The organism is Isoptericola sp. Y541, assembly GCF_059445465.1.
The window spans coordinates 38,539-51,458 of the sequence record NZ_JCAIUJ010000011.1 but is presented as its reverse complement, the minus strand read 5'-3'; the positions used below and the strand labels follow the sequence as shown (position 1 = coordinate 51,458).

The 12,920-nt window shown below is 73.0% G+C and carries 11 protein-coding genes; 3 read left to right on the top strand and 8 right to left on the bottom strand.

The features are described from left to right. Nucleotides 1-4 precede the first annotated feature (4 nt). From AC1C2V_RS18670 to AC1C2V_RS18635, 8 genes are all read right to left on the bottom strand, one after another. Nucleotides 5-700, bottom strand: coding sequence for a response regulator transcription factor (locus tag AC1C2V_RS18670; protein ID WP_495391149.1), 696 nt, complete (start codon nucleotides 698-700; stop codon nucleotides 5-7). Nucleotides 701-912: 212 nt separating this feature from the next. Further along, on the bottom strand, nucleotides 913-2,088 hold the full coding sequence (locus AC1C2V_RS18665; RefSeq protein WP_495391148.1) for a bifunctional 2-methylcitrate synthase/citrate synthase: 1,176 nt from the start codon (nucleotides 2,086-2,088) through the stop codon (nucleotides 913-915). Nucleotides 2,089-2,168: 80 nt separating this feature from the next. Continuing rightward, on the bottom strand, nucleotides 2,169-3,020 hold the full coding sequence (locus AC1C2V_RS18660) for a cytochrome b/b6 domain-containing protein (protein WP_495391147.1): 852 nt from the start codon (nucleotides 3,018-3,020) through the stop codon (nucleotides 2,169-2,171). A 326-nt stretch (nucleotides 3,021-3,346) separates the two neighbouring features. Continuing rightward, the gene (locus tag AC1C2V_RS18655; RefSeq protein ID WP_495391146.1) at nucleotides 3,347-4,327 is read right to left on the bottom strand and encodes an electron transfer flavoprotein subunit alpha/FixB family protein; all 981 of its coding nucleotides are present in this window, start codon (nucleotides 4,325-4,327) and stop codon (nucleotides 3,347-3,349) included. 11 nt (nucleotides 4,328-4,338) lie between these two features. After that, on the bottom strand, nucleotides 4,339-5,115 hold the full coding sequence (locus tag AC1C2V_RS18650; protein WP_495391145.1) for an electron transfer flavoprotein subunit beta/FixA family protein: 777 nt from the start codon (nucleotides 5,113-5,115) through the stop codon (nucleotides 4,339-4,341). Continuing rightward, nucleotides 5,112-6,209 carry a phosphotransferase family protein gene (locus AC1C2V_RS18645; protein WP_495391144.1) on the bottom strand — a complete coding sequence of 366 codons (1,098 nt, stop codon included), beginning with the start codon at nucleotides 6,207-6,209 and terminating at the stop codon, nucleotides 5,112-5,114. The genes AC1C2V_RS18650 and AC1C2V_RS18645 overlap by 4 nt, the downstream gene beginning before the upstream one ends. After that, nucleotides 6,206-7,405 carry an acyl-CoA dehydrogenase family protein gene (locus tag AC1C2V_RS18640; protein ID WP_495391143.1) on the bottom strand — a complete coding sequence of 400 codons (1,200 nt, stop codon included), beginning with the start codon at nucleotides 7,403-7,405 and terminating at the stop codon, nucleotides 6,206-6,208. Before AC1C2V_RS18640 ends, AC1C2V_RS18645 begins: the two co-directional genes overlap by 4 nt. Then, on the bottom strand, nucleotides 7,402-8,187 hold the full coding sequence (locus AC1C2V_RS18635; protein ID WP_495391142.1) for an SDR family oxidoreductase: 786 nt from the start codon (nucleotides 8,185-8,187) through the stop codon (nucleotides 7,402-7,404). Before AC1C2V_RS18635 ends, AC1C2V_RS18640 begins: the two co-directional genes overlap by 4 nt. A 147-nt stretch (nucleotides 8,188-8,334) precedes the next feature. Here AC1C2V_RS18635 and AC1C2V_RS18630 point away from each other — a divergent pair, with 147 nt between their 5' ends. From AC1C2V_RS18630 to AC1C2V_RS18620, 3 genes are read left to right on the top strand one after another with little or no spacing between them, the layout of a single operon-like run. Next, nucleotides 8,335-9,495, top strand: a complete 1,161-nt coding sequence (locus AC1C2V_RS18630) for an acyl-CoA dehydrogenase family protein (RefSeq protein ID WP_495391141.1) — start codon at nucleotides 8,335-8,337, stop codon at nucleotides 9,493-9,495. A gap of 7 nt (nucleotides 9,496-9,502) precedes the next feature. Next, on the top strand, nucleotides 9,503-10,711 hold the full coding sequence (locus AC1C2V_RS18625) for an acetyl-CoA C-acetyltransferase (RefSeq protein ID WP_495391140.1): 1,209 nt from the start codon (nucleotides 9,503-9,505) through the stop codon (nucleotides 10,709-10,711). 12 nt (nucleotides 10,712-10,723) lie between these two features. Beyond that, nucleotides 10,724-12,913, top strand: coding sequence for a 3-hydroxyacyl-CoA dehydrogenase NAD-binding domain-containing protein (locus AC1C2V_RS18620; protein ID WP_495391139.1), 2,190 nt, complete (start codon nucleotides 10,724-10,726; stop codon nucleotides 12,911-12,913). The last annotated feature ends 7 nt before the right edge of the window (nucleotides 12,914-12,920 follow it).

The following is a 12,920-nucleotide window of genomic DNA, read 5'->3' as shown; positions in this document are numbered from 1 at the left end:
CGCCCTATCCACGTTCGTCTCCCTCGTTCCCGGAGCGTGGTCGCGTGTCGATGCGGTAGCCGACGCCGGGCACCGTGGCGATCACCCAGGGTTCGCCGAGCCGCTTGCGCAGTGCGGATACCGTGATGCGCACGGCGTTGGTGAACGGGTCGGCATTCTCATCCCAAGCCCGTTCCAGGAGCTCTTCGGCGCTGATGACACCGCCGTCGGCAGCCACGAGGACTTCGAGCACCGCGAACTGCTTCCGGGTGAGCGCGACGTACCGACCATCCCGGTAGACCTCGCGGCGGAACCGGTCCAGTCGCAGGCCGGCGAGCTCCCACACTGGCGGCCTGTTGCGCGCACGCCTGCGGTCGAGAGCCCGGAGCCTGAGCACGAGCTCGCGCAGCGCGAACGGCTTGGTGAGGTAGTCATCGGCGCCGAGCTCGAACCCGGAGGCCTTGTCGTCCAGCCGGTCCGCAGCGGTGAGCATCAGGATCGGCATGCCGCTGCCGGACGCGACGATGCGCTCGGCAACCTCGTCACCGGAGGGCCCGGGGACGTCGCGGTCGAGGACGGCGATGTCATAGGTGTTGACGCCGAGCAGCTCCAGGGCGGTGTCGCCGTCCCCGGCGATATCGGCCGCGATCGCTTCCAGGCGCAGTCCCTCGCGGATGGCCTCGGCCATGTAGCGCTCGTCCTCGACAACCAGCACACGCATGCTCTCAATCGTAGGAGCAGGCGGATATCACTGGCGTATCGAAACCGCGTACGGGCCGGTAACACGATTCCGGCCTTGAATTGAGTCCCAGAAAGTGGTCTAGCGTGGTCGCGGGTGTGATGTCTCAGCTCAGATCACCGACCGCCACACCACTCTGCGGGCCCTGGCCAAGGCCCGCCCCGCAGCAGGCGGGGCGGGCCTTCGTCATTCGCTCAGACCGCCTGCTCGACCTGACGTGTCGCGGCCGCGACCGCTGCGTCGTCGGGCACGTACCCCTCGACGTGGCGCTCGGCGACGCCGTCGTAGGCGCTCAGCGGGCGGATCAGCGCGTTGGACGCGAGCTGCTCCTGGACGTGCGCGGTCCAGCCGGCGATCCGCGAGGCGACGAAGAGCGGGGTGAACAGCTCCGTGTCGAAGCCGATGAGGTGGTACGCCGGGCCGGACGGGTAGTCCAGGTTGGGGTAGATCCCCTTGCGGCTCACGAACTCCGCCTCGAGGGCGTCGTAGAGCTCGGCCAGGTCGGGGCGGTCGTCGTGGACGACCAAGGTGTCGAGGGCGGCCTTCATCGTGGGCACCCGCGAGTCGCCGCGCTTGTAGACGCGGTGCCCGAAGCCCATGATCTTGCGCTTGTCCGCCAGCGCGGCGTCGAGCCACCCGGCGACGTCGTCGGCCGAGCCGATCTCGTCGAAGGTGTGCATGACGGCCTCGTTCGCCCCGCCGTGGAGCGGGCCCTTCAGGGCACCGATCGCCGCCACGATCGCGCTGTAGTAGTCGGACAGCGTGGAGCTGACGACGCGCGCGGCGAACGTCGAGGCGTTGAAGGAGTGCTCGGCATAGAGCGTCATCGAGACGTCGAAGGCCTTGCGCACCACCTCGTCCGGCTCCTCACCGAACGACATCCACAGGAAATTAGCGGCGTACCCCAGGTCGTCGCGCGGCGGGACGACCGGGAGCCCGCGCCGACGTCGTTGCAGGTGCGCGACGACGGTCGGGAGCTTCGCATACAGCACGAGGGCCTTGTCGAGGACGGCGTCCGGCTCGTGGCTCCACGCGTCCGGGTCGTCGCCGCCGAGGATGCTGACGGTGGTGCGCACCACGTCCATCGGGTGGGCGCTCGCGGACAGACCGTCGATCACGCGCACGAGGTCCTCGTCGAGGGCTCGGTGGCGCCGCTCCTCGGCCGTGAACCGCTCGAGCTGGTCCGCGTCCGGCAGCTCGCCGTGCCACAGCAGGTGCACCACCTCCTCGAACGACGCGGTCGCGGCCAGCTCCTGCACGGGGTACCCGCGGTAGAGCAACGAGTTGCTCGCGGCGTTGACCTGGGAGACCGCGGTGCGGTCGACCGTCACTCCCGCGAGTCCCTTCTTGATCTCGACGGTGTCGTTCATGGTCGCTCCTTCGTGACTGGGCGGGCAGGTGGAATCTCGAGGGTCGGGTGCGGGAGGCGTCGGCCGGTGCGGCCCCGGGCTCAGCGCCTGCTGACGGTGCCGAAGCGGCGCGCCACGGGCGCGACGACAGCGGGTCGCAGGGCGAAGGCCGCGCCGACGATCACCACGAGCGAGACGAGGAAGAGCACGAAACCGACCCAGCTCGCGTCGTCCCGGCCGGCGTACATGTGGTTGAGGTTGCGCTGGGCCCCCGTCGCGAGCACGAGCGCGACGTGCAGCACCACGAACGCGACGAAGTAGAGCATCACCGGGAAGTGGAGCCGCCGGGCGAGCCCGATCGGGACGACGCGGTCCCATGACGGCCGGGCTCGCCAGTAGACGCTCATCCGCACGCCGCTGGCGATCGCCAGGGGCGCCGCGACGAAGACCGTCACGAAGTAGGCGAGCTGCTGCAGGGCGTTGTAGTGCACCCAGCCGTCCTCCGCCGGCCAGCTCAGCGACAGGTACTGGACCCCGGCCGACACGGCGTCGGGGAACACGCTCCAGCGGGTCGGGACGACGCGCACCCACTGCCCGCTCGCGAACAGCAGCACGACGTAGACGACGCCGTTGAGGACCCAGAACACGTCGAGCGCCTGGTGGGTCCAGGCCATGAGGCCGATCCGCGCCTGCGGGTCCGACCGCGGCGCCCAGGACGCCGTGGGTCTCGTCCGTCGGCGCACCTGCAGCCCGGTCCGGACGATCAGGACGAGGAGGAAGACGTTGAAGAAGTGCTGCCACGCGAGCCACGCCGGGATGCCCACCGGGGCGCCCTCGGGCAGCGGGGAGGTGCCCGGGTACGCGGCGAGGAAGCGCTGCCCGGCGTCGGTGCCCACCCACCACCGCGCGAGCAGGACAAGGACACCGAGGAGGACCGCCGCCCCCGCTGCCACGATCCCGGCACGCCCCGCCCACGCCGGCACCCGACGGCGACGGACCCGCCCCGGCAGATGCCCAGGGACGGGTAGAGGCACAGGCATGGCCGCGCCCGCACCCCGTCCGTCGCTCGGGTCCCGCGCGTCCGTCGCATCGGGCTCCCGAACGCCCACGGCCGCCGCGGCGACACGGGGAAGGCCACGGCGCGCCGGCCCAGGCTCCCCTGTCGATGCCCGGGAAGCCGACTCGACGGACACCACGGGCGCGGGCGGCCGCGCCTCGTCCACGGGCGGCCACGGCGGGCCGCCCGGACGGCGGGGCAGCCCCTGTCGCGGTGGCGCGGTCATCCCTCTCGCCTCGCCTCGAGCGCCGCGACGAGCCGCGGCACCACGTCGTGCACGTCGCCGACGATGCCGAAGTCCGCGAGGGCGAACAGGGGCGCGTCCTTGTCCTTGTTGACCACCACGATGGTCTGGGCCGTCTGCATGCCGGCGCGGTGTTGGATCGCGCCGGAGATGCCGAGCGCGACGTAGAGCCGGGGCGACACCGTCGCCCCCGTCTGACCGACCTGGCTCGACGCCGGCACGAACCCGGCATCGACCGCCGCCCGGGAGGCTCCGACCGCCGCGCCGAGCGCGTCGGCGAGCTGCTCGACCAGGGCAAAGCCCTCCGCCGAGCCCAGGCCCCGGCCGCCCGAGACGACCTTGGCGGCCCCGCGCAGCTCGGGTCGGGTGGAGCTCGACCGGACGGGTTCGACGTCGAGCACCGTGGCGGTCGGGAGTCCGGAGGCGGTCACCGCCAGCTCCTCGACCTCCGCGCCTGCGACCGCGTCGGACCGGTCGTCGATCGCCCCCTCGCGGACGGTGACGACCAGCGCACCGAACGTGGCCGCGGAGTCGACGAGGTACGCGCCCCCGTAGGCCGAGTGGTGGGCGACGACGCCATGGTCGTCCCGCGAGACGCCCACGGCGTCGACCGCGAGCGCCGAGCGCGACCTGACCGCGTAGCGCGCGGCCACCTCACGCCCCTCGACGGAGTGCGAGACCAGCACCCCGGCCGGCCGCACCCGGTCGGCCGCGGCCTGGAGCGCGTCCACGCGCGGCACCCCCAGCGCGTCCTCGGCGGCGGGCGCGAGCAGCACCCGGCGTGCCCCGAGCGCGGCCGCGGCGGCGGCCAGCGCGTCGGCCCCCGCCCCGACGACGAGCGCCACCGGGCTGCCGATCGACGCCGCGGCAGCGAGGAGGCCCGCGCTCGACCGCGCCAGCCCGCCGTCCGGGTCTCGGTCGAGAAGCACCAGGATCGGATACTCGGTCAGGTCGGTCATCACGGTCCCCCTCACGCCAGCCGGTTGTCGACGAGGAACTGCGCCAGCTGTTCGCCGGCGTCGCCCGAGTCGACGATGGTGGTGCCGGCCGTGCGGGCCGGCCGCTCCGCGATCGCGATCATGATCGACCGCGCGGCGTCGGGGGCGTCGGGATCGACCCCCAGCTCGGCCGCCGAGACCGTCTCGATCGCCTTCTTCTTGGCAGCCATGATCCCCTTGAAGCCGGCCAGCCTGGCGCCGGGCAGCGCCTCGGTGACGGACACGATCGCCGGCAGGGGCGCGGAGACCCGCAGGGTGGCGCCGTCCGACACCCGCACGCCGGCGACCTCGGACTCGGTGACGTGCACCTCGTTCAGGGCGCTCGCGCACGGCACGGCGAGCATCTCGGCCATGGCGGCGGGCACCACTCCCCCGGAACCGTCGGTGGACGCGTCGCCGGCCACGATGAGGTCGAAGCCCACGTGCCGCGCCGCCGCGGCGAGGACCTGCGCCGTGAGCACGACGTCGGCACCGACGAGCCGCTCGTCGATCACCTGGAGCGCCGACGACGCCCCCATCGCCAGCGCCTTGCGCAGGCTGCTCTGCGCGAGCTCCGGCGCCATGGCGAGCACCACGACCTCGGTGTCGGGGTGCGCGTCGGCGTGGGCGACGGCCACCTCGAGCGCCCGCTCGTCGACCTCGTCCAGAACGGCGTCGTCGGTCGTGCGCGCGGCCAGCCCGGTCTCGAGGGACAGCGTGCGGTCCCCGTAGGTGTCCGGGACCACCTTCATCAGGACGGCGATCTTCATCGGTCTCCTCCTTCGTGGCGGGACAGCGCCCGCGCGGCGGCCTCGGCGAGCGCGGGGACCCCGTCGGCGAGCCCCGGGGCGAAGGCGTCGTCGGGCCGCTGCCCGTCGAGCCAGCGGGTGTACATCGCCTCGCAGAAGATCGCCGACTTCCACAGGGCGAGCGCCTCGTACCAGGGCAGGGCGGCGACGTCGGCGCCGGTGCGCGCGGCGTAGCGGTCGACGAGGTCGGCGCGCGACGGGAACCCCGCCTCGGCGGTGACCGGCGTGAGGTCCATCGGCGTCAGCGCCGCGCCCGGCTCGGTGTAGGTCGCGACGAGGTAGCCGAGGTCGGCGAGGGGGTCGCCGAGCGTGGCCATCTCCCAGTCCAGGAGGGCGGCCACGCGCCCGGGGGCGGCGAACATGATGTTCCCCAGGCGGTAGTCACCGTGCACGACGCCGACGCGCGACGACTCCGGCCGGGTGGCCTCGAGCCGTTCGGCGAGCGCGTCGACGAGCGGGACGGTGCGCCGGGTGTTCAGCGGCCAGAGCTGGGCGAACCGGCGGACCTGCCGGCCCAGGTACCCGGCGGGCCTCCCGAGTTCCGCCACCTCACCCTCGAGCGGGACCTGGTGCAGGTCGGCGAGGGCGTCGACGGCCGCGTGCACCAGGTCGGCGCGGGCACCCGGCCCGTCGAAGCCGCCGGGGAGCCGGGTCGTCACGACCTCGCCCTCGACGAGCTCCATGAGGTAGAACGGCGCGCCCACGACCGCGGGGTCGTCGCCGACCGCGCGCACGGCCGGGACGGGGACCCCGGCGGCGCCGAGGGCCGCGACCACGCGCGCCTCCCGGAGCATGTCGTGGGCCGAGGGCGGGAAGGGCGGACGCGGTCCGCGCCGGAGCACCACCCGCTCGCCCCCACGTTGCAGCTCGTACGTCACGTTGGCCTGGCCGTCCCCGATCCGGCGCCACGCCAGCTCTCCGGCCCGGACGCCGGCATCGTCGAGGAAGCGTTCGAGCGGCTCGAGGACCAGCAGCGGGGGCCGCGCGGGCGCGGCATCTGCCTCGAGCCGACGCACGACGTCGACGCCGTCCGGGGCGGTCGCGAGCGCGCTCATCGCCGACCCTCCGCCCGGTCCAGCACCGCTTCCCCGGCCTCGACCTCGCGGCGCCTGCGGGCGACGGCCCGGCGGGCGATCGCCCAGCGGTGCGTCTCGCTGGACCCGTCGTAAACCCGGAACGGGCGCACCTCGTCGAGGAACGCGGCCAGGGGCAGCTCCAGGGTGACCCCGTCGCCGCCGCAGAGCTGGACGGCACGATCGACCACGCGGCCCACCGCCTCGGAGCAGTGCACCTTCGCGATGGACGAGGCCTGGGCGCCGGCCCGGGCGTCCTCCTCCATCGTCCGCGCCGCCCGGTCGATGAGCGCCGCACTGCTGGCGAGGTCGATCTCGGAGTCGGCGAGCATGCCCTGGGCGATCCCCAGCTCGGCCAGCGGGGTGCCGAACAGCTCGCGGTGGCCCACCCGGTCGAGCGCGGTGTCGTGGGCGCGGCGCGCCAGGCCAAGCCACCGCATGCAGTGCGTCAGCCGCGCCGGGCCGAGGCGGACCTGGGCGTGTCGGAAGCCGTCGCCCGGGGTGCCGAGCACGTCGGCTTCGCTCACGAAGCACCCCGTGAGGTGGACGTGGGGGTGCCCGCCGGTGATCGCCCGCTCCAGCGTGCGGATGCTGTGCCCGATCTCGACCCCGGGGGCGTCCATCCGCACGAGGAACATCGTCGCGGCCTCGGCCCCGAGCTCCGACGTCCGCGCCATGACGATGGCGAAGTCGGCCTCCTCGGCCCCGGAGATGAATCGCTTCTCCCCGTCGAGGACCCACCCGCCGTCGACGCGGCGCGCGGTGGTCGTCAGCGCGGCCGGGTCCGAACCGGCGCCGGGGTGCGGCTCGGTCATGGCGAAGCACGACCGCGCCTCGCCGGCCGCGAGCGGCGCGAGGAAGCGTTCCTGCTGCCCCTCGGTCGCGATCCGCTCCAGCAGCAGCATGTTTCCCTCGTCCGGCGCCATGCAGTTCAGCACCGCCGGTCCGATGGGTGAGTACCCCGCCTCCTGGAAGACCTCGGACCACTCGCCCAGCCGCAGCCCCAGGCCGCCGAGGCGGGCCGGCACGTGCGGGGCGAAGACGCCCGCGTCACGCGCCTGCTGCTGCAGCGCGCGCCGGGTCGCGGCGTCCAGCGCGGTCCCGGCGGGCGGTTCCGCCGGGAGGACGACGTCGCGGACGAACCGCCGGGTGCGCCGGGCGACCTCGCGGGCGCTCATGCCGTGCCCCCCGCGGCCAGGAGCCCACCGTCGAGGGTGAGCACCTGGCCGGTGATCCAGCTCGCGTCGTCGGAGCAGAGGAACGCGGCGGCGGCCGCCACGTCGTCGGGCCGCCCGAGGCGCCCGAGGGGGTAGCGCGCGGCCACCTCCTCCTCGCGTCCCTCGTACAGGGCGCGGGCGAACTGCGTCCTGACCACGGCCGGGGCGAGCGCGTTCACCCGGACCCGGGGGCCGAGCTCGGCCGCCAACGTCACGGTCAGGTGGGACACCGCCGCCTTGCTGACGCCGTACCAGCCGATGCCCTGGGACGGGACGTCCCCGGTCACGGACGACATGTTCAGGACGGCGCCGCCGTCGCGGTCGCCGAGACCGGCCGCGACCGCCTCCTGCACCCAGCCCAGCGTGCCCACGACGTTGACCTCGAGGACCTTGCGGGCGGCCTCGGGATCCAGGCCGACGAGGGGACCGTAGACGGGATTGATGCCCACGTTGTTCACCAGCACGTCCACCGCGCCGAACTCGCGCACGGCCGTCTCGATCACCTCGCGCCGGTGCCCGGGGTCCTGGGCGCGGCCCGCGACGACGCGCACGGAGGCCTCCCCCAGCGACGCCGCCGCCGATTCCAGGTCGTCGGACGACCGCGCGGTCAGGACGAGCGAGGCACCCTCGGCGGCGAACCGCTGGGCGATCGCATACCCGATGCCGCGGCTCGCACCGGTGACGACCGCCACCCGGCCGGAAAGGCGCCGGTCGTCCGCCGGTCGAGAGGGCCTGTCTCCCATGCCACGCTCCCTTGCGCGATCGCTTAACCAAGATTCAATCCTCGGGCATCGCACCACGACAAGAGGCTGAGATCAAGCCCTGGCCGCTACAGTTTCTAATGTGATATAAAAAGTGGATGGTCGAGATCAAGGACGATCGGAGGCAGCATGACCGGCATCATCCGGCCGCGTGACCTGTACGAGGACGAGCACGAGCAGTTCCGCGAGATGGTGCGCGCCTTCGTCGAGCAGCACGCCCGCCCCCACGCCGACCGCTGGGAGCAGGAGGGCCGCGTCGATCGCAAGCTCTTCGTGCAGGCGGCCGAGGCGGGCATCCTCGGGTTCGGCATCCCGGAGCGCTTCGGCGGCGGGGGGTCGGACGACTTCCGCTTCAACGCGGTGATGGGCGAGGAGCTCGCGCGCCATCCCGTGTCCTCCGGGATGGCCGGCATCGCCCTGTCGAACGACATCGTCATCCCCTACTTCACGGACCTGACGAACGACGAGCAGAAGCAGCGCTGGCTGCCCGGCATCGCGGCCGGCGACTCGATCGTCGCGGTGGCGATGTCGGAGCCGGGCACCGGCAGCGACCTCGCCGGGATCCGCACGTCAGCGGTCCGGGACGGCGACGACTACGTCGTCGACGGTTCGAAGATCTTCATCTCGAACGGCCAGAACGCCGACCTCGTGGTGACGGCGGTCCGGACCGGGGAGCACCCCCACCGCGGCCTGAGCCTCCTGGTCATCCCGGCCGACTCCCCCGGCTTCTCCCGCGGTCGCCGGCTCGACAAGATCGGGCTGCACGCGCAGGACACCAGCGAGCTCGCGTTCCAGGGCGTGCGCGTGCCGGCCGCGAACCTCCTGGGCGCCGAGGGCACCGGGTTTGCCGGGCTGATGAACAACCTCCCGCAGGAGCGCATCTCGATCGCCGCGGCGGCCGTGGCCTCCAGCGAGGGGGTGCTGGAGCGCACCCTGGAGTACGTCAAGCAGCGACACGCGTTCGGGCAGCCCATCGGGTCGTTCCAGAACACCCGCTTCGAGCTGGCCGAGATGGTCACCGCGGTGCGCGCGAGCCGCGCACTGATCGACGGCTGCCTCGCCCGGCACAACGCCGGCGCACTGAGCCCCGAGGACGCCGCCGCGGCGAAGTTCTGGACGACGGAGCAGTACGTCGACGTCGTGGGCCGCTGCCTGCAGCTCCACGGCGGCTACGGCTACATGCGGGAGTACCGCATCGCACGGGACTACGAGGACGCCCGCATCACCACCATCTACGGAGGCACGACCGAGATCATGAAGGAGATCGTCGGTCGAGGCCTCGGACTGTGAGGAACCCGTGACCGAGGCACTCATCTACGACGCCGTGCGCACGCCGCGCGGCAAGAACCGTGGCGGCGCCCTCCACGGCACCAAGCCCGTCGATCTCGTCGTGGGGCTGATCCACGCGCTCGAAGAGCGCAACCCCACGATGGACCCTGGGCTCGTCGACGACATCGTGCTCGGCGTGGTCTCGCCCGTCGGCGAGCAGGGCGGGGACATCGCGCGGACGGCGGCGCTGGTTGCGGGGCTCCCAGAGACCGTTGCGGGGGTTCAGCTCAACCGGTTCTGCGCGTCGGGCCTGGAGGCGGTCAACGTCGCGGCCCAGAAGGTTGCGAGCGGGTTCGAGGACCTCGTCCTCGCCGGCGGTGTCGAGTCGATGTCCCGCGTGCCGATCGGCTCCGACGGCGGCGCGTACGTGCAGGACCCGACGACGAACTACGACCTCTACTTCGTCCCGCAGGGCATCGGCGCCGACCTCATCGCCACGCTCGACGGCCTCTCGCGCGAGGACGTCGACACCTACGCGGTCGAGTCGCAGCGCCGAGCCGACGTGGCGTGGCGCGAGGGCCGCTTCTCCCGCTCGGTCGTGCCGGTGCGCGACGTCAACGGCGTCACCGTGCTCGACCACGACGAGCACCGCAGGCCGGGCTCGACCGTCGAGAGCCTGGGCCACCTCAAGCCGGCGTTCGAGATCCCGGGCGCGGAGGCGGGCTACGACGCGGTGGCCCTGCAGAAGTACCACTGGCTCGAGGCCATCGACCACGTGCACACGGCCGCCAACTCGTCGGGCATCGTCGACGGCGCGGCGCTCGTCACGGTCGGCAGCCGGGAGACCGGCGAGCGGCTCGGCCTCGCGCCCCGGGCCCGGATCGTGTCGACCGCCGTGACGGGCTCCGAGCCGACCATCATGCTGACCGGCCCCGCACCCGCCACCCGCAAGGCGCTCGCGCGGGCCGGCCTCACGGTCGACGACATCGACCTGTTCGAGCTCAACGAGGCCTTCGCCTCGGTCGTGCTGCGGTGGGAGCGCGAGCTGGGGATCCCGCACGACAAGGTCAACGTCAACGGCGGGGCGATCGCCATGGGCCACCCGCTCGGCGCGACGGGCGCGATGATCCTCGGCACGCTGCTCGACGAGCTGGAGCGTCGTGACCTGCGCCGCGGCCTGGCCACCCTCTGCGTCGGTGCCGGCATGGGCATCGCCACCATCATCGAGCGGTTCTAGGAAGGGAACGCCATGAGCGTGATCGAGGACAGGGCCGACGTGCAACGCGGCTACGAGTGGGACGTGGACGACGACGGCGTCGTCACCCTCACCTTGGACGACCCGGACCGCAGCGCCAACACCATGAACGCGCACTTCAGGGCAGCGCTCGAGGCGAGCGTGGAACGCCTGGAGGCCGAGCGCGACCGGATCTCCGGGGTGATCCTCGCCTCGGCGAAGAAGAGCTGGTTCGCCGGGGGCGACCTCGAGCTGCTCCGCAGCGCCGACCCGGAGCGGTCGGCCGCGGAGACCGCGGACATCGAGCACGTGAAGTCGCTCCTGCGCAGGATCGAGCAGCTGGGCAGGCCCGTGGTCGCCGCGATCGACGGCACGGCGCTGGGCGGCGGCCTCGAGGTGGCGCTGGCCACGCACCACCGCATCGTGGCCGGCGACGTCGAGGGCATCCGGCTGGGGCTCCCCGAGGTCTCGCTCGGGCTGCTGCCCGGCGGCGGCGGCGTGACCCGCACGGTGCGGATGCTCGGGCTGCAGAAGGCCCTGGCCGACGTCATCCTCCCGGCGACGCGGTTCACGCCCGAGGGCGCGCTCGCGGCCGGCCTCGTCGACGAGATGGCGCCCGCGGCCCAGATCCGCGACCGCGCCAAGGCGTGGATCGCCGCCAACCCCGCGCCGGTCAAGCCGTGGGACGCCAAGGGCTTCCGGATGCCCGGCGGCTCCCCGACGTCGCCCTCCCTCGCCACCGCGCTCGCGGCCATGCCGGCGCTGCTGCGCAAGCAGGTCAAGGGCGCGCCGACGCCCGCGCCCCGCGCCGCGATGGCGGCCGCCGTCGAGGGGGCGTACGTCGACTTCGACACCGCCTCGACGATCGAGACCCGCTACCTGGTCCAGCTCACGCACACCGCGGTCGCCAAGAACATGATCAAGGCGTTCTTCTTCGACCTGGAGGCCATCAACTCCGGCGCCAGCCGGCCCGAGGGGTTCCCGACGTTCCGCGCGGCGAAGCTCGGCGTCGTCGGCGCCGGGATGATGGGTGCCTCGATCGCCTACGTGGCGGCCCGCAGCGGCATCGACGTCGTGCTCAAGGACACCTCGATCCAGGCGGCCGAGCAGGGCAAGGACTACGCGCGCCGGCTCGAGGAGAAGGCCCTCCGGCGCGAGAAGACCACGCCCGAGCGCAGCGCGGAGCTCCTCGAGCGGATCGTCACCACCGCCGACCCCGCCGACTTCGCGGGCGTCGACCTCGTCATCGAGGCGGTCTTCGAGTCCGCCGACCTCAAGCAGGGCGTTTTCCGGGAGATCCAGGACGTCGTCGAGCCGGACGCCGTGCTGGGCTCGAACACGTCCACGCTCCCGATCTCGCTGCTCGCCGAGGGGGTGGACCGGGTCGAGGACTTCATCGGCATCCACTTCTTCTCCCCCGTCGACAAGATGCCGCTGGTCGAGATCGTCCGGGGCGCGCGCACGAGCGACGCCGTCCTCGCGAAGGTCTTCGACTTCGTCCTGCAGATCCGCAAGACGCCGATCGTCGTGAACGACGCCCGCGGGTTCTTCACGTCCCGGGTGATCGGCAGGTTCATCGACGAGGCGGTCGCCGCCGTCGGCGAGGGCGTCGAGCCCGCGTCCGTGGAGCAGGCCGCCCTGCAGGCCGGATATCCCGCGGGGGCCCTGCAGCTCCTCGACGAGCTCACCGTGTCCCTCACCCAGAAGATCCGGACCGAGACCCGGTCCGCCGAGGAGGCGGAGGGCAGGACCTGGGTCGAGCACCCGGCCGAGGCGGTGGTCGACTGGATGGTCGACGACCAGGACCGCCCGGGCCGCAAGGCGCGCCGCGGCTTCTACGACTACGACGGGTCGGGCCGGCGGACGGGGCTCTGGCCCGGCCTGCGGGAGAGGTTCGGCTCGGGCAGCACCCAGGTCCCGCTGGTGGACCTGCAGGAGCGGATGCTCTTCGCGGAGGCGCTCGACGCCATCGCCTGCCTCGACGACGGCGTGCTCACCTCCGTCGCCGACGCCAACATCGGCTCGATCTACGGCATCGGTTTCCCCGCCTGGACCGGCGGCGTCCTGCAGTACGTCAACCAGTACGACGGCGGTCTGGCGGGCTTCGTCGCGCGGGCGCACGAGCTGGCGGACACCTACGGCGAGCGGTTCCGGCCGCCGTCGTCGCTCGTGGCGCGGGCCGCCGCCGGCGAGACCTACGAGTAGGGGGACC